Annotated in this window: 20 protein-coding genes; 15 read left to right on the top strand and 5 right to left on the bottom strand. The window is 72.0% G+C overall.

The genetic code is table 11. From position 1 onward, the window contains the following. Nucleotides 1-5: 5 nt before the first annotated feature. The 12 genes from murD (at nucleotide 6) to recN (ending at nucleotide 14,579) form a co-directional block, all read left to right on the top strand. Nucleotides 6-1,346, top strand: coding sequence for a UDP-N-acetylmuramoyl-L-alanine--D-glutamate ligase (gene murD, locus BO39_RS00275; RefSeq protein ID WP_043828937.1), 1,341 nt, complete (start codon nucleotides 6-8; stop codon nucleotides 1,344-1,346). Beyond that, nucleotides 1,343-2,485: an FtsW/RodA/SpoVE family cell cycle protein gene (locus BO39_RS00270; protein WP_156963342.1), complete on the top strand. Its 1,143-nt coding sequence runs from the start codon at nucleotides 1,343-1,345 to the stop codon at nucleotides 2,483-2,485. The genes murD and BO39_RS00270 overlap by 4 nt, the downstream gene beginning before the upstream one ends. Then, nucleotides 2,485-3,642, top strand: coding sequence for an undecaprenyldiphospho-muramoylpentapeptide beta-N-acetylglucosaminyltransferase (gene murG / locus BO39_RS00265; protein ID WP_052401241.1), 1,158 nt, complete (start codon nucleotides 2,485-2,487; stop codon nucleotides 3,640-3,642). Before BO39_RS00270 ends, murG begins: the two co-directional genes overlap by 1 nt. Before the next feature lies 1 nt (nucleotide 3,643). Further along, nucleotides 3,644-5,089, top strand: coding sequence for a UDP-N-acetylmuramate--L-alanine ligase (gene murC, locus BO39_RS00260; RefSeq protein ID WP_043828933.1), 1,446 nt, complete (start codon nucleotides 3,644-3,646; stop codon nucleotides 5,087-5,089). Beyond that, entirely contained in the window at nucleotides 5,086-5,988 is a 903-nt protein-coding gene (gene murB / locus BO39_RS00255) for a UDP-N-acetylmuramate dehydrogenase (protein ID WP_043828931.1), read from the top strand. The genes murC and murB overlap by 4 nt, the downstream gene beginning before the upstream one ends. Next, the gene (locus BO39_RS00250; protein ID WP_043828929.1) at nucleotides 5,985-6,941 is read left to right on the top strand and encodes a D-alanine--D-alanine ligase; all 957 of its coding nucleotides are present in this window, start codon (nucleotides 5,985-5,987) and stop codon (nucleotides 6,939-6,941) included. Before murB ends, BO39_RS00250 begins: the two co-directional genes overlap by 4 nt. Then, entirely contained in the window at nucleotides 6,931-7,818 is an 888-nt protein-coding gene (locus tag BO39_RS00245) for a cell division protein FtsQ/DivIB (RefSeq protein ID WP_084697725.1), read from the top strand. Before BO39_RS00250 ends, BO39_RS00245 begins: the two co-directional genes overlap by 11 nt. Further along, nucleotides 7,815-9,122 carry a cell division protein FtsA gene (gene ftsA / locus BO39_RS00240; protein ID WP_043828927.1) on the top strand — a complete coding sequence of 436 codons (1,308 nt, stop codon included), beginning with the start codon at nucleotides 7,815-7,817 and terminating at the stop codon, nucleotides 9,120-9,122. Before BO39_RS00245 ends, ftsA begins: the two co-directional genes overlap by 4 nt. 57 nt (nucleotides 9,123-9,179) lie before the next feature. Next, nucleotides 9,180-10,730: a cell division protein FtsZ gene (gene ftsZ, locus BO39_RS00235; RefSeq protein ID WP_043828925.1), complete on the top strand. Its 1,551-nt coding sequence runs from the start codon at nucleotides 9,180-9,182 to the stop codon at nucleotides 10,728-10,730. A 219-nt stretch (nucleotides 10,731-10,949) separates the two neighbouring features. Then, entirely contained in the window at nucleotides 10,950-11,906 is a 957-nt protein-coding gene (gene lpxC, locus BO39_RS00230) for a UDP-3-O-acyl-N-acetylglucosamine deacetylase (protein ID WP_043828924.1), read from the top strand. A 117-nt stretch (nucleotides 11,907-12,023) separates the two neighbouring features. Then, entirely contained in the window at nucleotides 12,024-12,878 is an 855-nt protein-coding gene (locus tag BO39_RS00225) for an outer membrane protein assembly factor BamD (protein ID WP_043828922.1), read from the top strand. A 21-nt stretch (nucleotides 12,879-12,899) separates the two neighbouring features. Further along, a complete protein-coding gene (gene recN, locus BO39_RS00220) occupies nucleotides 12,900-14,579 on the top strand; it encodes a DNA repair protein RecN (protein ID WP_043828920.1) in 1,680 nt (559 codons plus the stop codon). A gap of 3 nt (nucleotides 14,580-14,582) precedes the next feature. Here the strand turns inward: recN and BO39_RS00215 are convergent, their stop codons facing one another. Then, complete coding sequence (locus BO39_RS00215; RefSeq protein WP_043828917.1) at nucleotides 14,583-15,290, bottom strand: endonuclease V; 708 nt, start codon at nucleotides 15,288-15,290, stop codon at nucleotides 14,583-14,585. Nucleotides 15,291-15,362: 72 nt separating this feature from the next. Between BO39_RS00215 and ligA the strand changes: the two genes are divergently transcribed. Then, entirely contained in the window at nucleotides 15,363-17,534 is a 2,172-nt protein-coding gene (gene ligA / locus BO39_RS00210) for an NAD-dependent DNA ligase LigA (protein WP_043828915.1), read from the top strand. A 4-nt stretch (nucleotides 17,535-17,538) separates the two neighbouring features. On the opposite strand, the gene BO39_RS00205 is transcribed toward ligA, so the two are convergent. Both BO39_RS00205 and BO39_RS00200 read right to left on the bottom strand, forming a co-directional pair. Next, nucleotides 17,539-18,447: a hypothetical protein gene (locus BO39_RS00205; RefSeq protein WP_052401240.1), complete on the bottom strand. Its 909-nt coding sequence runs from the start codon at nucleotides 18,445-18,447 to the stop codon at nucleotides 17,539-17,541. 73 nt (nucleotides 18,448-18,520) lie between these two features. Then, on the bottom strand, nucleotides 18,521-19,837 hold the full coding sequence (locus BO39_RS00200) for an MFS transporter (protein ID WP_043828913.1): 1,317 nt from the start codon (nucleotides 19,835-19,837) through the stop codon (nucleotides 18,521-18,523). Nucleotides 19,838-20,045: 208 nt separating this feature from the next. Between BO39_RS00200 and BO39_RS00195 the strand changes: the two genes are divergently transcribed. Next, a complete protein-coding gene (locus BO39_RS00195; RefSeq protein ID WP_043829605.1) occupies nucleotides 20,046-20,675 on the top strand; it encodes a LysE family translocator in 630 nt (209 codons plus the stop codon). 9 nt (nucleotides 20,676-20,684) lie between these two features. On the opposite strand, the gene BO39_RS00190 is transcribed toward BO39_RS00195, so the two are convergent. Further along, nucleotides 20,685-21,659 carry a Bug family tripartite tricarboxylate transporter substrate binding protein gene (locus BO39_RS00190; RefSeq protein ID WP_052401239.1) on the bottom strand — a complete coding sequence of 325 codons (975 nt, stop codon included), beginning with the start codon at nucleotides 21,657-21,659 and terminating at the stop codon, nucleotides 20,685-20,687. Nucleotides 21,660-21,726: 67 nt separating this feature from the next. Beyond that, on the bottom strand, nucleotides 21,727-23,514 hold the full coding sequence (locus BO39_RS00185) for an aminopeptidase P family protein (protein WP_245614866.1): 1,788 nt from the start codon (nucleotides 23,512-23,514) through the stop codon (nucleotides 21,727-21,729). 160 nt (nucleotides 23,515-23,674) lie between these two features. Here BO39_RS00185 and BO39_RS00180 point away from each other — a divergent pair, with 160 nt between their 5' ends. Then, entirely contained in the window at nucleotides 23,675-24,043 is a 369-nt protein-coding gene (locus tag BO39_RS00180; RefSeq protein WP_043828911.1) for a DUF1127 domain-containing protein, read from the top strand. The last annotated feature ends 40 nt before the right edge of the window (nucleotides 24,044-24,083 follow it).

Raw genomic sequence — 24,083 nt, 5'->3', positions numbered from 1 at the left:
GCGGGATGCAGCCCTTCGCCGGCCTTCGGATCGTCGTTCTTGGCCTGGGGCGGGCGGGGATGCCGGCGGCGCGCCGGCTGCGCGAGTGGGGCGCCGAGGTCACGGCCTGGGACGACGGCGAGGCGGCGCGGGCCGCTGCGGCGGCGGCCGGGATCGCGATCGGCCAGCCCAAGGGCTTCGATATCCTGCTGATCTCGCCGGGCATCCCGCATCGCAGGCCGCGGGCGCATCCGCTGGCGCAGCGGGCCGAGGCGATCGGCGCGCCGGTGCTCTGCGACGTGGAGTTCCTGTTCCGCGCCGTGCGGGCGGCGGGCAGCCGGGCGCGCTTCGCGGGGATCACGGGCACGAACGGCAAGTCCACGACCACGGCGCTGCTGGACCACATCGCCCGCGCGGCGGGGATGGTGGTGGCGACGGGCGGAAATCTCGGCCCGCCGGCGCTCGACATGCCCGTGCTGGGGGATGAAGGGGTCTATATCCTCGAGATGTCCTCCTACTCCGCCGAGCGGCTGGATGAGGCGCGCTTCGATCTTGGCGCGCTGCTGAACCTCTCCCCGGACCATCTCGACCGGCACGGGGACATGGCAGGCTATGCGGCGGCGAAGGCGCGGGTTCTGGTGGGCAACGCCGTGTCGGTGCTTGGGATGGACGATCCGTTGACGCCGGCCGTGCCGCATGGCGCGCGGGTGGTGCCGATCTCGGGCAGCGCGCCGCAGAAGGGCGGCGTATGGGCGCAGGGCACGCTGCTGCGGGATGATGCCGGGGTGATCGCCGACCTCTCCGAGGCCCCTTCCCTGCCCGGCATCCACAATGCGCAGAACGCGGCTGCGGCCGTGGCGCTCGCCTTCGCTCTCGGGATCGACCGTGCGACGGTCGGGTCGGCGCTGCTGACCTATCCCGGCCTGCCGCACCGGCAGGAGAAGGTGGGTGCGGTCGGCGGCGTCGCCTTCCTCAACGACAGCAAGGCGACGAACGCGGACAGCGCGGCCTATGCGCTGGCCTGCCACGATCGGCTGGTCTGGATCGCGGGCGGCGTTCCCAAGGCCGGCGGGATCGAGCCGCTCGCGCGCTTCTTCCCCCGGATCGCCGAGGCGCTGCTCATCGGGCAGGCGGCGGAGGAATTTGCGGCGACGCTCGCCGCGCATGGCGTGCCGCACCGGATCCTCGGCACGCTGGAGGCCGCCGTGCCGGCCGCGCTGGAGGCGGCCCGCCGCACCGGGGCGCCCGCCGTGCTGCTCTCGCCGGCCTGCGCCTCCTTCGACCAGTTCCGCAGCTTCGAGGCGCGGGGCGATGCCTTCCGCGCCCTCGTCGCCGCCCTTTCCAACCGTGAAGCGGAGGCCGCCTGATGGCACTCTCCCGCGCCGATACCTCCACCCTGGGCCGCTGGTGGTGGAGCGTTGATCGCTGGACCCTGGCCGCGCTGCTGACGCTGGTCGGCTTCGGCTACCTCATGGTGCTGGCGGCCGCGCCGGCCGTGGCGGAGCGCATCGGCGCGTCCTCGCGCAACCTGTTCTTCGCCAAGCAGGTGATGTTCCTGGTGATGGCGACGACGGTCATGGCCGCCGTTTCGCTGCTGAGCCCGAAGGGGGTGAGGCGGCTCGCGCTGCTCGGCTTCGTGGGCGCGCTGGTGCTGACCATCGCAACGCTGCTGATCGGCGCCGAGGTGAAGGGCGCCCGGCGCTGGCTGAACGTGCCACTGATCGGCTCCCTTCAGCCCTCCGAATTCCTCAAGCCCTGCTTCGCCGTGGTCGCGGCCTGGCTGATCGCCGAGGCGAAGATGGCCGGGCGCAAGGCCTGGGTGGCCTGGGCGCTGGTTGTCGCGCTCTACGGCTTCGTCGCGCTCTTGCTGCAGCGGCAGCCGGATATCGGGATGCTGCTGGTCATCACCGCCGTCTTCCTCGCGCAGGTCTTCGTGGCGGGGATCAACATGGCAGTGGTCACGGTGCTCGGCGGATTTAGCGTGGCGGCCCTTTTCGGCGCCTACTTCCTGTTCCCCCACTTCCACGACCGCATGAACCGCTTCCTCTACCCGGAGCACGGCAACAACTACCAGGTGGACGTGGCGCTGGAGGCCTTCGGTGCCGGCGGGATGATGGGCGTGGGCCCCGGCGAGGGCCGGATGAAGACCGTGCTGCCCGACGCCCATGCGGACTTCGTCTATGCCGTGGTGGGGGAGGAGTTCGGGCTGATCGTCTGCCTCCTTATCCTCGCGCTGTTTGCCTTCGTGGTGGTGCGCGGGCTGATGCGGCTGCTAGCGGAGACGGACCTCTACGTGATCCTCGCGGCGTCCGGGCTGCTGACGCAGTTCGGGCTGCAGGCCTTCATCAACATGGCCTCCTCCCTCCACCTGATCCCGACGAAGGGGATGACGCTGCCCTTCGTCTCCTATGGCGGGTCCTCGGTGATCGCCATCGCGCTCGGCATGGGCTTCCTGCTGGCGCTCAGCCGGAAGCGGATGAGCCGGTCCGAGGAAGGCGCCACCTGATGCGCGGCCCGGGGGCGCGGCCGGTCGTCATTGCCGCCGGCGGCACCGGCGGGCACTTCTTTCCGGCCGAGGCGCTCGCCGCCGCGCTGATCGCGCGGGGCGAGCGCGTGGCGTTGATGACCGACGCCCGCTCCTCCGCGCTGAACAGCGCGGTTTTCGCCAATGCGGAGCGCTTCACCCTGCCGGGCGCGGGCCTGGCCGGACGGGGCGTGCTGGGGGCGGCGCGCGGGGCGCTGGCGCTGGCGCGGGGGGCGATGGAGGCCCGCCGGCTGCTCCTGGACCTCAACCCCTCCGTCGTCGTCGGCTTCGGCGGCTACCCCTCCGTGCCGCCGGTGGTCGCAGCACGGTTCGTGCCGGCCTCGCGCCGGCCGGCGGTGGTGCTGCACGAGCAGAACGCGGTGCTGGGGCGCGCGAACCGGAGCCTGGCGCGCGGGGCGGACCTGCTGGCGCTCTGCTTCGAGGGAACGCGGCGCGTGCCCGCCGGCGTGCGGGCGGAGGTGCTGGGCAACCCGGTGCGGCCGGCCATCGCGGCTCTGCACGGGGGGGGCTACCAGGGGCCGGTGGGGACCATGCGGCTCCTCGTGCTCGGTGGCTCGCTCGGGGCGCGGGTCTTCTCGGACGTGGTGCCCGCCGCCGTCGCCTCCCTGCCGCCGGAGATGCGGGCACAGGTGGAGGTGGTGCAGCAGTGCCGGGCGGAGGACCTGGAGCGCGTTCAGGCCGCCTATGCCGCGGCGGGCGTGAAGGCGGAACTGGCCACTTTCTTCGACGACGTGGCGCGACGCCTTTCGGCGGCGCATCTCGTGATCGCGCGGGCCGGCGCCTCCACTGTCGCGGAGATCGCCTGCGCGGGGCGGCCGAGCATTCTCGTTCCGCTCCCGCACGCGATCGACGACCACCAAACCGAGAACGCCCGTTCCCTTTCGGAGCACGGCGCGGCCGAACTGATGCGCCAGGACAGCTTCTCGGGCGAATCCCTTGCCGTGTCGCTGAAAAATTGTCTTCTGCTGCCGGAAACCCTGGACGAAACGGCCCGTGCTGCGGCACTTCTCGGCAGGGCCGACGCCGCCGAGAGATTGGCAGATCGGGTCCTCTCACTGGCCGACGTCGCATCGCCGCTTCGCGGTGGGTCCGGATCGCCCCTCGGGAAAGCAGCCTGACATGCGCGCCCTTCCGCTCAACATCGGCCCTATCCACTTCGTGGGTATCGGCGGCATCGGCATGTCCGGCATTGCCGAGGTGCTGCACAACCTCGGCTATCAGGTGCAGGGCAGCGACATCGCGGAGGGATACAACGTCACCCGCCTGCGGGAGGCGGGAATCCCGGTCCTGATCGGCCATGCCGCGGAGAATCTCGGCGCGGCTCAGGTGGTCGTCACGTCCTCGGCGGTGAAGAAGGACAACCCGGAGGTGCAGGCGGCCCGCGCGCGCTTCCTGCCGGTGGTCCGCCGCGCGGAGATGCTGGCCGAGCTGATGCGGCTGAAGTGGTCGATCGCGGTGGGCGGCACCCATGGCAAGACCACCACCACCAGCCTCGTCGCCTGCGTGCTGGAGGCGGCGAAGATCGATCCGACCGTGATCAACGGCGGGATCGTCAACGCCTATGGCACCAACACGCGGCTCGGCGCCGGCGAGTGGATGGTGGTGGAGGCCGACGAGAGCGACGGCTCCTTCCTGAAGCTGCCGGCGGTCGTCGCCGTGGTGACGAATATCGACCCCGAGCATTTGGATCACTGGGGTACGGCGGATTCCATGAACGAGGGCTATGCCCAGTTCGTCGGGAACATCCCCTTCTACGGCTTCGCGGTGCTCTGCGCCGACCACCCGCAGGTGCAGGCGATGATCCCGCGCCTGTCGGATCGCCGACTGATCACCTACGGCTTCTCCCCCCAGGCCGACGTGCGCGCCGAGCGCGTCATCACTGACCGCATGGGTGCCACCTTCGAGGTGGTGGTGCAGGACCGGCTCAACCGGCGCTCGCGCGCGCTGAAGCCCTTCCGGCTGCCGATGCTCGGCCAGCACAACGTGCTGAACGCGCTGGCCGCCATTGCCATTGGCGTGGAGATGGAGGTGCCGGAGGAGACGATCCGCATGGCGCTGGCCACCTTCAAGGGCGTCAAGCGCCGCTTCACCCGGGCGGGCGAGGCCGGCGGCATCACCGTCATCGACGACTACGGCCATCACCCCGTGGAGATCGCGGCGGTGCTGAAAGCGGCGCGGCAGGCGGGCGCGCGGGACGTGATCGCGGTGGTACAGCCGCATCGCTACTCCCGCCTCGATGCGCTCTTCGACGAGTTCTGCACCTGCATGAACGACGCGGGCACGGTGATCGTGGCCGATGTCTATGCCGCGGGCGAGCAGCCGATCCCGGAGCGGGACCAGGACGCGCTGGTCGAGGGGCTGCGCGCCCACGGCCATCGCAGCGTCGTGCCGCTGCCGGGGCCGGACCACCTGGCGGAGATGGTGCACGCCATCGCGCGGCCGGGCGACTACGTGGTCTGCCTCGGCGCCGGCAATATCACCACCTGGGCGCACGCGCTGCCGGCGCAGCTGACGGAGCTTCAGGCGAAGAGCGGCGGGCCGCGCCGGATCAAGGGCGCGGCATGAGCGCTTCCGTCGCCATGACGGAAGGCCCCCTCCCCGCGCTGCGCGGCCGTGTGCAGGCGGGGGCGGCGCTCGGGCCGGCGACGTGGTTCCGCGTGGGCGGGGCGGCGGACTGGCTCGTGCGCCCGGCGGATGTGGACGACCTGCTGCGGCTGCTGCGGCGTGCCACGCTGCCGATCACGGTGATCGGGGCCGCATCGAACCTCATCGTGCGGGATGACGGCGTGCGCGGGATCGTGCTGCGCCTCGCGCGCGGCTTCGGGGATGTGGAGGTCGAAGGGGACGGCGTCGTGGCCGGCGCGGCGGCGCTGGATGCCGTTGTGGCCGAGCACGCGGCGGCGGCCTCGCTCTCAGGGCTGGAATTCCTCTCGGGCATCCCGGGCAGCATCGGCGGCGCGGTGGCGATGAATGCCGGCGCCTACGGGGCCGAGGTGGCGGGCGTGCTGGACTGGGCGGAGATCGCGACGGTGGACGGGCTGCTGCGGGTGCGCGCGGCCGATCTTCGCCTCTCCTACCGCCGCTCGCAGCTTCCGCCCGGTGGCGTGGTGGTGCGGGCGCGCTTCCACGCGGTGCCCGGCGATGCCGGCGCCATTGCCGCGCGCATGGTCGAGATCCGCGAGAGCCGCGAGGCGACGCAGCCCGTGCGCGCGCGGACCGGAGGCTCCACCTTCGCCAACCCGCCCGGGCACAAAGCCTGGGCGCTGATCGACGCAGCGGGCTGCCGCGGCCGCGTGCTGGGCGGCGCGCAGGTCAGCGAGAAGCACTGCAATTTCCTCCTCAACACCGGCGACGCCACGGCCGCCGATCTCGAGGATCTCGGCGAGGCGGTGCGGGCCGCCGTGCTGGCCCATTCCGGCGTCTCGCTGGACTGGGAGATCAGGCGCATCGGAGAGCGGGCATGACGCGCGTCACGGTTCTTCTGGGCGGCATGTCGAGCGAGCGGGAGGTGTCGCTCTCCTCCGGGCGGGAGATCGCGGCAGCTCTGCGCGAGGCGGGATACGAGGTGACAACCCTCGACCCAGGGCCGGACCTCGGCGCCGTCGTTGCGGGGATCGCCACCTCGCGGCCGGACGCCGTGTTCAATGCGCTCCACGGCCGCTTCGGGGAGGACGGGTCGATCCAGGGCGTGCTCGACTGGATGGGCATCCCCTACACGCATTCCGGGCTGCGCGCCTCGGCGGTCGCGATGGACAAGGCGGCGGCCAAGGCAGCCTTCGCCGCGGCCGGGCTGCCCGTCGCGACGCACCGGCTGCTGGTGGCGGAGGAACTGGCCGCGGCCGATCCGCTGCCCCTGCCCTACGTGGTCAAGCCCGTGCGGGAGGGATCCTCGGTCGGCGTGTTCATCCTGCGGGAAGGCGACAACCGGCGTGCTGAGATCGCGACCGGCTGGAGCTGGGGCGAGATCATCGCGGAGCCCTACATTCCCGGCCGCGAGCTGACGGTCGCCGTCATGGAGGACCGCGCGCTGGCGGTGACGGAGATCGCGACCGGGCACGCCTTCTACGACTACGACGCCAAGTATTCCGATGGCGGCTCGCGCCACGTCATCCCGGCGCAGGTGCCGGATATCGTGAGGGACCGGGCGATGGCGGTTGCCGTCGCCGCCCATGCCGCGCTCGGCTGCCGCGGCGTCTCGCGCGCCGACTTCCGCTGGGACGACAGCCGCCCGGGCGCCGAGGGGCTCGTGCTGCTGGAGGTGAATACCCAGCCGGGCATGACGCCCACCTCCCTCGTGCCGGAGCAGGCCGCCTATTGCGGCATCTCATTCCCGGAACTGTGTTCGTGGATGGTGCGGCAGGCACGGCATGATGGCGTAGCGCGCGACCGGGCGAAGGAGCTGCGCAATGCCGCGTAAGCTGACGTCCGGCGTGCGCGCCAGGCCAGCACCGAAGGAGCCGCAGCGGCCGAGCGCGCTGCGCCTCTGGCTTCGGCGCCGCAGGCCGATGCTGCGCCCGGCGGCGAAGGCGGCGGCGCTGCTCGGGCTCTTCGGCGTGGCGGCCATGGGCGTCGCCAGCCTCGACCCCGCGAGCAAGCTCTCCGCCATCTTCGACCGTGCTTCCTCCGGTGCCGCGGCGCGGGCGGGCGCGCTGCGGGTGACGGAGGTGCGGATCGAGGGCGCGCGCAACACGACGCCCGCCATGCTGCGCGAGGCGATCGGCGTGCGCGCCGGCGACCCCGTGCTCGCTTTCGCTCCCCAAACCGCCAAGGAACGGCTGGAGTCCATTCCCTGGATCGAGAGCGCGGAGGTGCAGCGCCACCTCTCCGGCCTCGTGCTCGTGCGGCTGCGGGAGCGCGCGCCCTTCGCGATCTGGCAGAACAACGGCCGGTTCGCGATCATCGACCGCGAGGGGCGGACGGTCGCAACCGACCGGCTGGACGCCTTCGGCCCCCTGCCCCTCGTGGTGGGCGCCGGCGCGGAGAAGACCGCCGCCCCGCTCTACGACCTGCTGAAGCAGGCGCCGGACGTGCTGGCCCGCACCCAGGCGCTGGTCCGCATCGGCGAGCGGCGCTGGAACCTTCGCCTGCACAGCGGCACCGACGTGATGCTTCCGGAGGGTCACGAGGACGCCGCGCTGCAGCGTCTGGCGGAGCTGCAGCGGGGGAACCAGATCCTCGACCGGCCGCTTCAGGTGGTGGACCTCCGCCTGCCGGACCGCCTCGTGTTGCGGGGAGCTACCGCGCCGGAGCAGCCGCCTGCCGCCGCCCGCGCACGCGCCGGGAGGAGCGGGTGAACGCCCTCTCCCGCCCGGTTGACGGCGCCGGTTCCGGCCCGCAGCTGCCGCCGCAGCGCGCGCGCCACCCGAAGGCGCGAACAGGCGTCTTCGGCGTGCTCGACATCGGCAGCACGAAGATCGTCTGCATCATCGTCCGCATGGAGCCCGACGGCGGGCTGCGCGCGCTCGGCTATGGCTGGCAGCGCTCGCACGGGGTGAAGGGCGGCAATATCGTCGATCTCGCCCAGGCCGAGCGCGCCGTGCGGGCCGCGGTGGCGAATGCGGAGGAGATGGCGGACGTCAAGCTGTCCGGGGTCATCGCCAATCTCTCCTGCGGGCAGCCCGAGAGCCGCCAGCACAACATCCAGTGGACGATCGGCGGCCGCGCCGTGACCGAGCCGGACCTACGCGCCGTGATCGCCGAGGGAAAGCGCCGGATGGCGGAGGAAGGGCGCGAGGCCGTGCACGCCCTGCCGCTCAGCTTCACCCTCGATGCCACGCCCGGCGTGACCGACCCGCGCGGCATGATCTGCGAGAGCCTCGGCGCCCGGCTGCACATCGTGGACGCCTCCTCGGCCTCGCTCCGTAACCTCGGCACCTGCCTCGCGCGCTGCGACCTGGAGGTGGAGGAGCCAGTCTCCGCCCCCCTCGCCGCCGCCCTCTCCGCGCTTTCGGAGGAGGAGCGCGAGCTGGGGGCGACGGTGATCGACATGGGCGGCGGCACGACCTCGCTCGCCGTCATGCACGAGGGCGCGCTGCTGCACACCGCGCAGGTTCCGGTCGGCGGGTGGCAGGTGACGAACGACCTCGCCCGCGGGCTGAGCACGCCGATCGACCAGGCGGAGCGGCTGAAGACCATGCATGGCAGCATGTTCGGCTCGATCGACGACGAGCGCGAGATGCTCTCGCTGTCCCGCATCGGGGAGGATGGGGAGATCCTCGCCCGCGTGCCGCGCGCTCAGATGATGTCCATCATTCGCCCGAGGGTGGAGGAGACGCTGGAGCTGATCCGCGACCGCCTGGCGGACGCCAATCTCGGCCCGCAATCCGGCCAGCAGGTGGTGCTGACGGGCGGCGCGAGCCAACTCGTCGGCATGCGTGAAGCGGCGACCCGCATCCTCGCGCGGGGGGTCCGGCTGGGCCGCCCGCAGGGGATTCGCGGCCTCCCGGACGCCTTCCATGCACCCGGTTTTGCAACGACCCTCGGCCTCATCGCCTGGGGCGCCGGCGAGGGGCGGCCGGTGCTCGACTTCGATCCCAGCACGCAGGGATCGCGGGGGGTTTTCGCGCGTTTAGTCAATTGGCTCCGGGACCGTGTGTGATGCATAAGGACCCGGGGGCGATTCGTATTCATCGCGTCTTCGAAGGGGGCTAGAACGATGACGCTGAACCTGACCATTCCACGTCAGCAGCATACTGACTTTACGCCGCGGATCACCGTTATCGGCGTGGGTGGCGCCGGGTGCAACGCGGTTAACAACATGATCGGCATGGGCCTGGACGGGGTGGAATTCCTCGTCGCCAACACCGATGCGCAGCAGCTGGTCAACAGCCGCGCCGAGCGGCGCGTGCAGCTCGGCCCGCACCTGACGCAGGGCCTGGGCGCCGGCGCGAAGCCCGAGATCGGGCGCGCGGCGGCCGAGGAGGCGACCGAGGACCTCGCGCGCCACCTCGAGGGCGTGCACATGATCTTCATCACCGCCGGCATGGGCGGCGGCACCGGCACGGGGGCGGCGCCGGTGATCGCCCGCATGGCGCGCGAGCGCGGCGTGCTGACCGTCGGCGTGGTGACAAAGCCCTTCGACTTCGAAGGCCCCAAGCGCCGTCGCGCGGCGGACCAGGGCCTGGACGAGCTTCAGCAGTATGTCGACACGCTGATCGTCATCCCGAACCAGAACCTCTTCCGCAAGGCCAACGAGCGCACGACCTTCGCCGAGGCCTTCAAGATGGCCGACGACGTCCTCTACATGGGCGTGCGCGGCGTGACCGACCTGATGGTCAACCCCGGCCTCGTGAACCTCGACTTCGCCGACATCCGCACCGTGATGGCGGAGATGGGCAAGGCGATGATGGGCACGGGCGAGGCCGAGGGCGAGGACCGCGCGGTCAAGGCTTCCGAGGCCGCGATCAGCAACCCGCTGCTGGAGGACACCTCCATGCGCGGCGCCCGCGGCGTGCTGATCAACATCACCGGCGGCTACGACATGACGCTGTTCGAGGTCGACGAGGCCGCGAACCGCATTCGCCGCGAGGTGGACGAGGATGCGAACATCATCTTCGGCTCCTCGGTGGACGAGACGCTGAACGGGCGGCTGCGCGTTTCCGTCGTGGCCACCGGCATCGACGCCGTGGACCCGCAGGCCCAGGCCCAGCAGGCCGCCGAGCCGCAGCGCGTGGTCGCCATCGGCGGCGGCGCGGTGCCGGCGCCCGGCGCCTTCGTGCCGGCCGCTGCCCCTGGCTTCGTGCCCGGCCAGGCCCCGGCAATGCGCCAGGCCTCGGTGCAGCCGGGTATCGGCCGCCCGGCCTCCGTGCTCGGCGCGCCGCGCCCGGTTTCGATGGTGCCGTCCTCCACCATGCCGCCGCCGGCGCCGCATGCGAGCCCGCGTCTGCCGATGGGCGCCCGCCGTCCCGCGAATGTGGAGCACGCCGCGCCGGAGCCTGTGGCCGAGCTGCCGGTGCAGCCCGCGCCCGCCGCCCCGCCGCCGAACGCCCAGCCCTCCCCCGCCGCGCGCGTCACGCCGGTGCCCGCCCCGGGCGCCCCGACGGGCGGCCTGGGCGGCATCTTCCGCCGCGCGACTGGCATCGGCGGCATGCGCCGTACCCTGCCGGACCAGCCGGAGGCGCCGCCGGCTCCCCCGGCCCGGCCGCAGGCTCAGGAGGACGGCATGGGCCTCGATATCCCGACCTTCCTCCGCCGCCAGGGCAACTGATCCACGGCAAGCCCGCCCTGGACGGGGCGGAACGAGTTGAGAGGGGCCCCGCCGGGATTTCGGCGGGGCCCTTTTCGCTTCTGAAAAACCGAGAAAAATCAGATGGTTACGTCGAAATACGGAGAAACAACGCTTGACTGGCCGTGGCCATGGTGCGGTGCGATGTTCCCTCTTGCCGGTACGTTTCCTCTGTACCGATGACTTTCCAGGGGTTTCCCGATGGACGGCTTCTTCCCGATCGACACGGCACGCGCACGGACCCTGAAGTCCGCGATCGGCTGCGTCGGCGTGGGTCTTCACTCCGGCCTCCGCGCCTCCCTGACCCTGCGCCCGGCGCGGGCGGGGGACGGCATCGTGTTCCGCCGCACAGACCTTGGCCTCGACATTCCCGCCCGCTTCGACGCGGTGACTGATACCCGCCTCTGCACCGCCCTCGGTGACGGGGACGCGCGGATCGGCACGATCGAGCACGTGATGGCGGCGCTCGCCGCGCTTGGCGTGACCGATGCGGTGGTGGAGGTGGACGGCCCCGAGGTTCCTATCCTCGACGGGTCCGCCGCACCCTTCGTCTTCCTGCTCGACTGCGCGGGGCTGGTGGAGCTCGCCGCCCCCGCCGCCAAGATCGAGGTGCTGCGCACCATCCGCGTGACCGATGGCGAGGGGCCGAACGCGGCCTGGGCCGAGCTCTCCCCCGGCAGCGGCCCCGGCCTCGAGGCGGAGCTGAGCATCGATTTCGGCGCGACGGCCATCGGCCGACAGGCGCTGTCCATGTCGGTGACGGAGGAGGGCTTCCGGGCTGTGCTCGCCGATGCCCGCACCTTTACCCTGGCGGAGGATATCGCCCGCCTGCGCTCCGTGGGCCTCGCCCGCGGCGGCTCGCTGGCCAATGCGGTGGTGGTGGACGGGCCGCTGGTAGTCAATCCGGGCGGTCTCCGCCATGCCGACGAGTTCGTGCGGCACAAGCTGCTGGACGCGGTGGGCGACCTCGCCCTTGCCGGCGCGCCGCTCCGCGGGCGCTTCCGGGGCCACCGCTCTGGCCACGGGCTGAACAATCGCGTGCTGCGTGCCCTCTTCGCCGATCCGAGCGCTTGGCGCTGGGTCGAGGAGCAGGAGATGCCGGTGACGGCGATGGCTGGCGCGACCGCCCGCCTGCCGATGGCGGCCGCCGCAGCCTGATCCGCCTTTCCGGGCGCCCCCCTCGCCCGGGACTGGCAGTGCGGTTGGCCACCCCGGCACGCTCCCCCCGTGCCGCCCTGTCGCGCCCCGCCCGGTGCGTGCTATAGAGCCGCCGCCATGAAGCTCCGTCGCCTCGCGATCCTGCCCGTCCTCCTCGCGCCCCTGGCCCTCGGGGGATGCGAGAGCCTTGATTTCTGGAACGGCAAATCAGACTCCCTGCGCGGCAGGGGGCCGACCTATGCCGACATGTCGCCGGAGGCCCTCTATGCCGCCGGGCTCGAGTCACTTCGGGCCGAGCGCTACGCTCAGGCGATCGAGATCTTCGACACGGTGGAGCGCGATCACCCCTATTCCACCTGGGCCACCAATGCCCGGCTGATGAGCGGCTACGCGGAGTATTCCCGCAACCGCTACACGGAGGCGTTGGGACAGCTGGACCGCTTCATCCAGCTCCACCCCGCGCATCGCGACATTGCCTATGCCTATTATCTTCGCGCCCTCTGCTATTACGAGCAGATCGCCGATGCCCAGCGCGACCAGGCGGGCACCGAAACCGCGCTCGCGGCTCTGCAGGACGTGGTGAACCGCTTCCCGAACTCCACCTATGCACGCGACGCCCGCTTGAAGATCGACCTTGCCCGGGACCATCTGGCGGGCAAGGAGATGAACATCGGACGCTTCTACCAGCAGCGGCGGCTCTATGCAGGGGCCATCCTCCGCTTCCGCAACGTGGTGGAGAACTATCAGACGACGAACCACGTGCCCGAGGCGCTGCACCGGCTGACCGAGATCTACCTCGCCATGGGCCTGCCGGAGGAGGCGCGGAAGACCGCCTCGGTGCTCGGGCACAACTATCCCGGCAATCCCTGGTACCAGGACAGCTACGCGCTGCTGGTGGACGGCGCGCAGCCGGCGGACCGGAACACCTCTCCGCCGGGGTTGCTGCGGCGCGTCGTCGAAGCGGTTTTTTAGGCCTCGGGCCGAAGGACGGGCGTGCTCGCCTCCCTCTCCATCCGCGACGTGGTGCTGATCGAGCGCCTGGACCTCACCTTCGGTCCCGGCCTCTCGGTGCTGACCGGCGAGACCGGCGCGGGAAAGTCGATCCTGCTGGACAGCCTCGGCCTTGCCCTTGGGCAGCGGGCCGAGGCCGGCATGGTGCGCGCGGGCCAGGCCCAGGCAGGCGTGGTCGCGGTCTTCAACCCGCCTGCGGGGCATCCCGCGCACGCGCTGCTGGCCGAGCAGGGCATCGAGGCGGATGACCAGATCGTGCTCCGCCGCATCGTGACCGTCGATGGACGCTCGCGGGCCTTCGTGAACGACGAGCCGGTGGGGGTGGCGCTGCTGCGCCGCCTTGGCGCGCTGCTGGTCGAGGTGCAGGGCCAGCACGACCAGGTAGGGCTGGCCGATCCCGCCACCCATGCGGGCCTGCTGGACGCCTTCGGCGGGTTAGACCCGCGGCGGAACGCAGTGGCCGAGGCTTATCGCGCCTGGCGCGGGGCGGAGCGGGCGCTGAAGGAGGCGCGCGAGGCTATCGCCGCTGCCCAGCGCGACGAGGAATGGCTGCGGCATTCCGTGCAGGAGCTTTCCGACCTCGCCCCGCAGGAGGGGGAGGAGGACGCACTGGCCTCGGAGCGCCAGGGCTTGCAGGGCAGCGAGCGGCGGGCGGAGGCGATCGCCTCGGCGCTGTCCGAGATCCAGCCGCGCGACCGTCGCGGCGGCGGCGCGCCCGCGGCCGCGCTCCGCAATGCCGCCCGCGCGCTGGAGCGGCTGACGCCGCCGAGCGAGGAGGCGAATGCCGCCCTGACCGCCCTCGCCGCCGCGCAGGACGCGCTGGCGGAGGCAGAGAACGTGCTGGAGCGGCTGGCGAGCGACGCCCAGCCTGATCCGCGCCGGTTGGAGACCGTGGAGGAGCGGCTCTTCGCGCTGCGGGCGGCGGCTCGGAAATACACGGTGGCCGTGGTGGACCTCCCCGCACATCTCCTCTCGCTACGGGACCGGCTGGCGAACCTCGATGCCGGCACCGGGCGCGTGGCGGCACTGGACGCGGCGGCGCGGGAGGCGCGGACGGGTTACGTCGCGGCCGCCGAGGCCCTGACCGCCGCGCGGCGGGAGCACGCGGAGAAGCTGGAGAAGGCGGTGGCCAAGGAGCTGGCGCCGCTGAAGCTGGACCGCGCCCGGCTGCACATCGAGATCGCGCCGCGCGAGGAGAGCGCCTGGGGCCCGGACGGGCAGGACCGCGTGACCTTCCTCGTGACCACCAATCCCGGTCAGAAGCCGGGGCAGCTCGCGAAAATCGCCTCGGGCGGCGAATTGTCCCGCCTGATGCTGGCGCTGAAGGTCGTGCTGGCGCGCGGCTCGCCCGTGCCGACGCTCGTGTTTGACGAAGTGGACAGCGGCATCGGCGGCGCGACAGCCGCCGCGGTGGGCGAGCGGCTGGCGCGGGTGGCGGAGCGGCTGCAGGTGCTGGTGGTGACGCACTCGCCTCAGGTGGCGGCGCGCGGGGCGCGGCACTTCCAGGTGGCCAAGGGCGTGCGCGGCGACCGGGCGGAGACGCGTGTGGTGCCGCTCGACGTGCCGGCCCGGCGCGAGGAGATCGCCCGGATGCTGGCGGGCGAGCGCGTGACCGAGGCGGCGCGGGCGGCGGCGGACGAGTTGCTGGCCGGAGCGGCCTGAGGCTCAGAGCAGCGTCACGGCCTCGGACGTGCGGCGCGCCTCGCCGGCCAGCTTGTCGGCCAGCCGCGTCGGTTCGGGCAGGCGATAGCCGGCCAGCCATTCCGTCACCAGCCGCACAGCCGTTTCCAGCGAGACGCGGTGGCCGGCGGAGATGAGGAGCGGGTTCACGCCGCGCTTGCTTCGCAGAACCGTCGCAATCCTCCGCCCCTTCCAGACCAGCGGCACTTGGCTCCCCGCTTCCTGCCCCAGCTCGCCCTCCGGCTGGCCGACGAGGATCGATTTCGCGACGCCGATAGTCGGCAGGTCCGCCACAACGCCGAGATGGGTGGCGGTGCCGCAGCCCCGCGGGTGGCTGAGGCCATGGCCGTCCACGAAGACAAGGTCCGGCCGCCGCGGCAGCTTCGCCAGCGCGTCGAGGATGAAGGGGATCTCGCGGAAGCCGAGGAAGCCTGGGACGTAGCGGAAGGCGGGCACGCCCTCGACGAGGCCCGTGGCCAGAGGGCGGGATTTCGCGCCGCCTTCCAGCAGCACGGCCATGGCGCGGATGCGGTCGGGAGCACCGCGGGCGGCGCCGGCACAGTCCGCGCCGGCGACGAGGTGCGGCGGCTCCAGCCGGTCGGCGGCTTCGGCGCGTTCCGCGATTTCGTGCTGGGCTTGGCGCGCGGCGTCGAGGTCGGGCGGGTGGATCCAGTCGGGCAGCACGTCGTTCATGGCGGAACAACGCCGCGGCGGGCCACCGGGTGGCCCTGGCGCGAGGGGTGGGGCACGGCTATCCACGGGGAGATGCCGAAGACCGCCCCCTCCCCTGCTCTGCCCATCGAGGAACTGACGGAGGCCGAGGCCGCGCGGGAGCTGGAAGCCCTCGCCGCCCGCGTTGCCGAGGCGAACGCCGCCTATCACGTCCGCGACGAACCGATCATGTCGGACGCGGAATACGATGCGCTGTTCCGGCGCAACCAGGCGATCGAGGCGCGCTTCCCGGACCTGGTGCGGCCCGACAGCCCCTCCCGGAAGGTGGGCGAGGAGCCGGCGGCGGGCTTCGCGAAGTCACGGCACGGCACGCCTATGCTGTCGCTCGACAACGCCTTCGCACCCGAGGATTTTTCCGAATTTGCGGCCCGCATCCGGCGCTTCCTCGGCCTCTCGGCGGAGGAGGTGCTGCGCTTCGTGGCGGAGCCGAAGATCGACGGGCTCTCTGTCAACCTCACCTATGAGGGCGGGCAGTTCGTGCGCGGCGCGACGCGTGGCGACGGAATGGTGGGCGAGGACATCACCGAGAACCTGAAGACGCTCGATGAACTGCCCCGCAAGCTGAAGGCCCCCTTCCCCGACCGCATCGAGATCCGCGGCGAGGTCTTCATGACCAAGGCGGACTTCCTCGCCTTCCACGCTGAGCAGACGCGGCTTTTCGAGGAACGCGAGCGCCGCCGTGAGGCCGGTGAGAAGGTGGGCGAGGCCGTGCGCATCCCCGTCAACCCTCGCAACGCGGCAGCGGGCTCGCTTCGGCAGCTCGATGCCCGGGTGACGGCGCGGCGGCCGCTGAAGCTGTTTGCCTACGCGCAGGGCGCCTCCTCCGCGCCGGTGGCGGAGACGCATTCGGGCTATCTCGACGTGCTGCGCGGCTGGGGTTTCCAGGTGAACCCGCTCTCGGAAGTTCTGCGCGACGAGCACGCGGCGGCGGATTTCCAGGCGGCTATGGGCCAGCGCCGCGCCGGGCTCGACTACGATATCGATGGCGTCGTCTACAAGCTGGACCGGTTGGACTGGCAGGGGCGGCTCGGCTTCGTCGGGCGCGCGCCGCGCTGGGCCATCGCCTGGAAGTTCCCGGCCGAGCGCGCTGTAACGAAGCTGCTGGAAATCCAGATCCAGGTCGGTCGAACGGGCGCCCTGACGCCGCGCGCGGTGATGCAGCCGGTAAACGTGGGCGGCGTCATGGTGCAGCACGCGACACTGCACAACGAGGACGAGGTGGCCCGCCGCGACGCGCGCGTGGGCGACACGGTGGAGCTACAGCGGGCCGGCGATGTAATCCCGCAGATCATTCGCGTGGTCGATCCCGACCGCCCCGGCCGTGGCGAACCCTGGGTGCCGCCGACGCACTGCCCCGAATGCGGCAGCCCCGCCATCCGTCCGGAGGGCGAGGTGGTGCGGCGCTGCACGGGTGGCCTCATCTGCCCCGCGCAGCAGGTGGAGCGGCTGATCCACTTCGCCTCCCGCAACGCCATGGATATCGAGGGGCTGGGGATCGAGAACGTCGTGCTGCTGCACGAGGCCGGGCTGGTGAAGACGCCGGCCGATATTTTCCGCCTGTCGCAGCACGTGGCCACGATGCGGGGCTGGAAAGGCTGGGGCGGTAGCGCCAAGGGGGAGTCGAAGAAGGTGACGAACCTTCTTGCAGCCATCGAGGCGCGGCGGCGGCCGAGCCTGGAGCGGTTCATCTTCGCCCTCGGCATCCGCCGCATCGGCGAGCAGAACGCGCGACTGCTAGCGCGGCACTACCACTCCGCGGGCGCGTGGCGGCAGGCCATGTTGGACGCGCGCATCATCGGCAGCGAGGCGCGGGAGGATTTGGGCGGCATCCAGGGCATCGGCCCCTCCATCGCGCAGGAACTCGTCACCTTCTTCTCCGAGACGCGGAACGTGGAGGCGCTGGACGACCTGCTGCGCGAGGTGACGCCCGAGGAGGCCGAGGCGGTGGCGGAGGGCGCGCTGTCGGGCAAGTCCATCGTCTTCACCGGCAGCCTGGAGACGATGACGCGGCAGGAAGCGGAGGCGCGGGCGGAGCTGCTGGGCGCGAAGGTGGTGAAGTCCGTCTCCAAGCGCACGGATTACGTGGTGGTGGGGGCGGATGCCGGCTCGAAGGCAAAGAAGGCGGCGGAGCTGGAGCTGAAGACGCTGACCGAGGCCGAGTGGCGCGAGCTGGCGGGCTTCCCGCCGGTGGAAGCGCCGGGCTGAGGGTTCAGACGGGTAGCGCCTCGATCCGGGCGAAGGCGATGAGCTCGTCCTCTGCGCGGCGGGCCAGCGAAGGGTGCGCGGCCCCGGCGCCGGCGGGCGGCGCGGGCCATCGGCGCACATCGCGCAGCCGCGTGGCGAAGCCGGCCTTCTCGAAGGCGGCCAAAATTTCGGAGAGGCCCAGCCGGTTCACGTAGAGGCCGCTGCGGGCGACTAGCGGCCCCTCCCAGAAACGGGGCGGGAAGCGAAGCGTGTTGAGCGCGCCGCCGACATGGTCGTGGAAGTCCACGGCATGCACACCGAGGCAGTTCGGCGCAGCGACACGGCGCAACTCGGCCAGCAGGCCCGGCAGGGCGTCGCGCCGGACATGCTCCAGCACCACATCGGAGACGATCAGCTCCACCGAGCCGTCGGGGATGGCGGCCAGGACCTCGGTGCCGCCGATGAGCTGACGGGCACCGCAGGCGGCGAGGGCGGCGGCCTTGTCGGGCAGGTTGTCCAGCACCGGGGCGGGCAGACCCATCCCGCGCGCGAGTTCCGCCACCCGCGCATAGGCGGCCGGGTCCCCCGGCGCATCGTCCTCCACATCGGCGAACCAGACGGGAGCGCAGCCGAGGGCGGCATAAGCGGGGGCGCGCACCACCAGGCGGCCGGGGCCGAGTTCCAGCACGCCGCGCGGCGGGCGGCCCTGGCGGTTGGCGAACTCCCCGGCGCGGGTGCAGGGCTCGTGCAGCACGCGGCTTTCGGATTCCGCGACGAAGCTGTGCCGGTTCACGCCCGCGCGGCGCAGGAGGGCGGGCGGCACGCGCAGCGCGGCGATGGCGAGCTTGGATGCCACCTTAGCCCACCAAGGCAGGCCGGCGCCGGCCGCGTAGTCTGGCGGCACGACGTCCTGGCGAGTGCCTTCATCGCTCATTCTCTATCCCGCGGTCCGGCGCATCGGGTGCTTCTCCACCCGAAGGCGCCGGGGCGCAATCCGGGCGCGCCGCCTAGCGGATGGCGGGCCGCCCTTCCGGCAGCGCGGCCGCGGCGGGGCGGGTGGCGCGGGCCGCGTTCCAGGCGAGCGCGCCCATGCCGATCAGCGCCACCGCGCCGACGTAATGCGCGGCGGCGTGGCGGTCGGAGGCCATCAGCAGGGAGACGAGCAGCGGGGTGACACCGCCGAAGACCGCGTAGGCGACGTTGTAGGAGAAGGACACGCCGGTGAAGCGCGTCGCCACCGGGAAGGCGCCGACCATCACGAAGGGCACCACGGTGATGATGCCCGCCGAGGCGCCGGCCAGGGCATAGAGGGGCAGCAGGTTCGCCGGGTTCGCCTCCGTGCCGTAGTACAGGGCGTAGGTCGCGGCGATCAGCAGCAGGCTGCCGGCGACGCCCACGCGGAGCGCGCCGAAGCGGTCCATCAGCGCGCCGTAGGCGACCGCCATGGCCGTCAGCGTCGCCGTCGCGGCCACGTTGGCCGAGAGGGTGGTGGCCGGCGAGAGGCCGTGCAGCTTCTGGAACAGCGCGGGCGTCATCAGGATGACCACCACGATGGCGGCCGTCAGCATCCAGGTCAGCAGCATCGAGATCGCGACCGAGCCTCCCTGCCCGCGCAGCACCGTCTTGATCGGCATCTCCCGCGCGGGGCCGGCGCGGCGGCGCATGGCCTCGAAGACGGGCGTCTCGTGCAGCCAGCGGCGGAGATACATCGCCAGCAGGCCGAAGAGGCCGCCGGTGATGAAGGGGATGCGCCAGGCGAAGTCGGTGACCTCGGCAGGCGTGTAGGCGAGGTTGATGCCCGTCGCCATGAGGGAGCCGAGCAGGATGCCCCCGGTCAGCCCGCCGGTGAGCATGCCGCAGGCGAGGCCCACGCGGCGCGCGGGCACGTGCTCCGCCACGAAGACCCAGGCGCCCGGCGCCTCTCCACCGATGGCGGCGCCCTGGAGCACGCGCATCAGCAACAGGAGGATGGGGGCGGCCACGCCGATGGCGGCATGGGTCGGCAGCAGGCCCATGACGAGGGTGGGCACGGCCATGAGGAAAACCGAGAAGGTGAAGACGCGCTTGCGCCCGAACAGGTCGCCGAAATGGGCCATCACGACGCCGCCCAGCGGGCGCGCCAGGTAGCCGGCGGCGAAGATGCCGAATGCCTGCATCTGCTGCATCCATTCCGGCATGTCCGGCGGGAAGAAGAGCTTCGCGATCGTCACGGCGAAGAAGACAAAGATGATGAAGTCGTAGAATTCCAGCGCGCCGCCGAGGGAGGCAAGGAAGAGGGTGCGGATGTCCTGTCGGGTAAGCGGCGGGGCGGCTGAGTCGTTCATCAGATCGGGTTCCGGTCGTCGCCCGACGGAAGCTTTCTCACGGGCATGGTGCGACGCAATATCGTGTCGTGCCGTCGCGCCGACCATCACGGATCGGGCAGGCGAGCCATGCCGGAAGGGCAGGTCCGAACGCGTCATCAGGGCGGCTGATGCTCGGGATCAGGGGAAGTCGTTCGACCTCGGCGACCCGCGGCGGCAGCCTTTGGCCATGCCCGTCGATCCTGCCCTCCTCCTCGCCTGCGTGCTGGCCAGCATCATCGTGGTGCTCACGCCGGGGCCTGACATGATGTTCGTGCTCGGCCAAACGCTGGCGGGCGGGGCGCACCGGGGCTGGGCGGCGGCGATCGGAATCTGGTGCGGGGCGACGGTGCATGTGATCGCCGCCGCGCTCGGGGTCGCGGCCCTGCTGGCGGCCTCGCCCGCGCTGTTCACGGCGCTGCGGCTGGCGGGCGCTGCCTACCTTGTTTGGCTGGGGATTGGGGCGCTGCGGGCGGCCTGGCAGGGCGCGCCGGCCCTTGAGCCCTCGGCAGTGGCGGCGCGGCGGGTGGTGCTGCAGGGGGCGCTGACGAACCTGACCAACCCAAAGGTCGCGCTCTTCTTCCTCGCCTTCCTGCCGCAGTTCGTAGCGCCCGACCGGGCGGCGCCCTGGGTGCAGATGCTCCTGCTCGGGCCGCTCCTGCCGCTGCTCTCGGTGCCCTTCTTCGCCGCGCTGATCGCGGGGGCGGGCCGGGCCTCGGCGCGGCTCGCGCGTTCCGCCCGCGCGGCGCGGTGGCTGCACGGGGCGGCGGGGGTGATCTTCCTCGGGCTCGGGGCGCGGCTTCTCGTCCAACGCCCCTGAGGTGCGGCGCTAGCGGGCGGCGCCGAGCACCTTCTCCCGCATGTCGTCGATGAAGTTGAGCATCCAGCGCGTGTAGTCCGTCGCCTCCTGGACCGAGCCGCCCACGGTTTCCAGCGAGAGGTCCGCCAGCCGGCTGCGGACCGCGGGCGCCTTCGCCGCGCGGTCATAGGCGGCGTTGATCTGCGACACGACCGCGGGCGGCGTGCCGCCGGGGGCGAAGAGGATGATGCCCATGTTGAAGCCAAGGTCGGGATACCCGGCCTCCGCGATGGTCGGCACGTCCGGCAGCTGCGGGATGCGCTCGGGCGAGAGGACCGCCAGCGCCTTCAGCCGGCCGGCGAGGACGTGCGGCAGCAGCAGCGCGGTCGGCTGCACCACATAGGAGACGCGCCCGGCGAGCAGGTCGGAGGTGAAGTCGCCGCGATAGGGCACGTGCACCGCCTCGAAGCCCAGGCGCTGCGCAAGGCGGGCGGGCACCAGGTGGAAGAGCGTGCCGACGCCGAAGGAGGCGTAGTTCAGCTCGCCCGAGCGCTGCTTCCCGACGCGGGCGAGGTCGGCCAGCGTGTTCACGCCGAGTTCGGGATTGGCCACGACCATCCAATGGTCCCGCGTGGCGCGGGAGATGGGCGTGAAGTCCGTGAAAGGATCCATGGGCTGGCGCCCGGCGAGGAGGAAGGAGTGGACGATGGCGTCCACCCCGCCCATGAACAGCACGTGCCCATCGGCCGGGGAGCGGGCCGCGGCCTCGACCGCGATGATGCTGGCGGCGCCGGGCCGGTTGTCCACCACCACAGGCTGTCCGAGGGATTCCGCCATCACCTCCGCCACCGCCCGGGCGGTGAGGTCGATGGTGCCGACACCCGGCGCGACGCCGACGATGATGCGGACGGGACGGGTCGCGTAGCTGCGGGCCGTCTGCGCGCGGGCGCCGGCCGCGGCCAGCACGGCCGGCGCGGCGGCGCCCAGAAGGGTGCGCCTCTGCATGGTTCGTTTCCTCTTCCGGCGGCGCGGCGCCGCGCCCTTCATTCTAGGGGCGTGGCGAAGCGGAGGGCTAGAGCGGTGCGCAGGCCTCCCGGAGCCAGGCGGCGGTGGCCTCGTCCAGCCGGGGAGAGACCTCCGCCAGGACGCGGGCGTGATAGGCGTCGATCCATTCCCGCTCGGCAGGTACGAGCCCGGCGGGGTCGATCAACGCGCGCTCGAAGGGCGCAAGGGTGAGGGTCTCGAAGCGCAGCCAGGGGCGCGGGCCCGGCACCTCCTTATCCGCCTGGACGAGAAGCAGGTTCTCGATCCGGATGCCGTAGGCGCCCGGCAAGTAAAAGCCCGGCTCGTCCGAAAGGATCATCCCCTCCCGCAGCGGCACGTTGGCGGCGGCGCGGGAGAAGGCGGCAGGCCCCTCATGCACCGAGAGGAAGGCGCCGACGCCGTGGCCGGTGCCGTGGTCGTAGTCGAGCCCCGCCTCCCAGAGCGGGCGGCGGGCGATGGCGTCGAGATGCGGACCGGCGACGCCCGCGGGGAAGCGCGTGGCGGCCAGCCCGATCATGCCGCGCAGCACGAGGGTGTAGCGGGTGCGGAGCTCCGCGGGCGGCGCGCCGGGGCCGGTCCAGAGGGTGCGGGTGATGTCCGTGGTGCCGTCCAGGTACTGGCCGCCGCTATCGAGCAGGAAGCACTCGTCCGGGTTTACGGCGCGGTTCGTCGCCGGCGTCGCGCGGTAGTGGATGATGGCGGCGTGCTCCCCCGCGCCAGCGATGGCGGGGAAGGATTCGGCGCGGAACCGCTCCTCCTCCCGGCGGAAGGCAAGGAGGCGTTCGGCGGCGGCCATCTCGGTCAGGCCGCGGCGCGGCGCCTGGTCGGCGAACCAGGCGAGAAAGCGCACCATGGCGCGGGCATCGCGGCGGTGGGCGGCGCGGCTGCCCTCCTGCTCGGCGAGGTTCTTGGTCGCGCGGGGCAGGCGCACGGGGTCCGGACCGGCCGCCAGTTCGGCGCCTGCGGCGCGAAGGGTGTTTGCGAACCAGACGGGCGTGGCCTCGGGGTCCGTGCGGACGGTGCGGCCGCGAAGCGCCGCGAGCGCCCCGGCCAACCCGGACCGAGGCTCGATGGAGACGGCGTTGCCGAGCGCCTCGCGCAGGGCCGGCCCGGCCTTGGCGGGGTCCATGAAAAGGGTGACGCTGGCGTCGTCACGCAGGAGGGCGAAGGCAAGGGCGAGCGGCGTATGGGCAAGGTCCCCGCCGCGCATGTTGAGCAGCCAGGCGACCGAATGGGCATCGGAGAGCACGACGGCCCCTTGCCCTGCCCCGCGCAGCTCCGCCGCGATCGCCTCCCGTTTCTCGGTGGATGACTGGCCGGCAAGGGCCTCCGGCCAGGGCTCGGCCGGGGCAGAGGGCGCGGCCGGCCGGTCGGTCCAGACGGCGTCCAGGGGGTTGTCGGCCAGCGGGACGAGAATGGCACCGGAGGCGGCGAGCCGGTCGAGCGCGGCCTGAGGGTGCAGCCAGGGATCGTAGCCGATCCGCCGGCCGGCCGCGTGCTCCTTCAGCCAGTCCACGGGCGGCTGCTCGGTGAAGTGGCGCCGTTCCCAGAGTTCAGGGTCCGTCTCCTGGGCGAGCTGCGTGGTGTAGCGGCCGTCCGAGAAGACGGCGGCGCACTCGGGCAGGACGATGGCGAGGCCGGCGGAACCGGTGAATCCCGTCAGCCAGGCCAGGCGCTCGCCGGAGGGGGGAACATACTCGCCGAGGAACTCGTCGGCGCGGGGGACGATGAAGCCTTCGACCCCCTGGCGAAGGAGTTCCTGGCGGAGCGCCGTGAGACGAGTCGCAGAAGGATTTGTCACCAGTTGGTTAAACAAGACATGGTTCCCCAATTACCCATGCTGCCGGTGCATGGCTTGATCACATGAACAGCACGACATTCGTGACGCCAGCGGGTCCATATAGTTCCGCACCAGACGGGCGGGCAGCGGCAGCATGGGCTCCCGCGGGACGCCGCCCTCGACACGGACAGAAGCAATGAACCCCCGCATCTCCCAGGCGCACAACCCCGCGCCGATGATGCCGCACCCGGCGAACCTCGCGCCGATCAGCAATATCGAGCTCCTGCGCCAGGCCAACGAGGCCCGGAACGCGGTGATCACCTCCGCCCTGCAGCGCATGGTCTCCGGCTTCGCCGCCTGGATGCAGCGCCGCCGCGCCGAGGCCGAGCTGCTCTCCCTGACCGACCGCGAGCTCGCCGATATCGGCATCACCCGGAGCGACATTCCCTCCATCCTCAGCGGCCGCATGCAGCCGGAGCGCGAGGTGCGCGCCCCCCGCGCCGCCGTGCAGAAGCCGGTTCCGGCGGCTGCGAACGACCAGCGCCGGTCCAACCAGGCGGCCTGAGCGACATCCTCTCCTGAGTACCGGGGCGGCGAAGTCCCCC

The organism is Roseomonas aerilata DSM 19363 (assembly GCF_000711725.1).
Taxonomy (GTDB): Bacteria; Pseudomonadota; Alphaproteobacteria; order Acetobacterales; family Acetobacteraceae; genus Roseomonas; species Roseomonas aerilata.
Note: the sequence above shows the minus strand (reverse complement) of the source record. Positions and strands in the feature narration are given on the sequence as shown.

Bases quoted from the DNA above. Each gene is read 5' to 3' on its own strand.
- murD (WP_043828937.1), top strand. From the start codon at position 6: ATGCAGCCCTTCGCCGGCCTTCGGATCGTCGTTCTTGGCCTGGGGCGG.
- murG (WP_052401241.1), top strand. From the start codon at position 2,485: ATGCGCGGCCCGGGGGCGCGGCCGGTCGTCATTGCCGCCGGCGGCACC.
- murC (WP_043828933.1), top strand. From the start codon at position 3,644: ATGCGCGCCCTTCCGCTCAACATCGGCCCTATCCACTTCGTGGGTATC.
- murB (WP_043828931.1), top strand. From the start codon at position 5,086: ATGAGCGCTTCCGTCGCCATGACGGAAGGCCCCCTCCCCGCGCTGCGC.
- BO39_RS00250 (WP_043828929.1), top strand. From the start codon at position 5,985: ATGACGCGCGTCACGGTTCTTCTGGGCGGCATGTCGAGCGAGCGGGAG.
- BO39_RS00245 (WP_084697725.1), top strand. From the start codon at position 6,931: ATGCCGCGTAAGCTGACGTCCGGCGTGCGCGCCAGGCCAGCACCGAAG.
- ftsZ (WP_043828925.1), top strand. From the start codon at position 9,180: ATGACGCTGAACCTGACCATTCCACGTCAGCAGCATACTGACTTTACG.
- lpxC (WP_043828924.1), top strand. From the start codon at position 10,950: ATGGACGGCTTCTTCCCGATCGACACGGCACGCGCACGGACCCTGAAG.
- BO39_RS00225 (WP_043828922.1), top strand. From the start codon at position 12,024: ATGAAGCTCCGTCGCCTCGCGATCCTGCCCGTCCTCCTCGCGCCCCTG.
- BO39_RS00215 (WP_043828917.1), bottom strand. From the start codon at position 15,290: ATGAACGACGTGCTGCCCGACTGGATCCACCCGCCCGACCTCGACGCC.
- ligA (WP_043828915.1), top strand. From the start codon at position 15,363: ATGCCGAAGACCGCCCCCTCCCCTGCTCTGCCCATCGAGGAACTGACG.
- BO39_RS00205 (WP_052401240.1), bottom strand. From the start codon at position 18,447: ATGAGCGATGAAGGCACTCGCCAGGACGTCGTGCCGCCAGACTACGCG.
- BO39_RS00200 (WP_043828913.1), bottom strand. From the start codon at position 19,837: ATGAACGACTCAGCCGCCCCGCCGCTTACCCGACAGGACATCCGCACC.
- BO39_RS00195 (WP_043829605.1), top strand. From the start codon at position 20,046: ATGCCCGTCGATCCTGCCCTCCTCCTCGCCTGCGTGCTGGCCAGCATC.
- BO39_RS00190 (WP_052401239.1), bottom strand. From the start codon at position 21,659: ATGCAGAGGCGCACCCTTCTGGGCGCCGCCGCGCCGGCCGTGCTGGCC.
- BO39_RS00180 (WP_043828911.1), top strand. From the start codon at position 23,675: ATGAACCCCCGCATCTCCCAGGCGCACAACCCCGCGCCGATGATGCCG.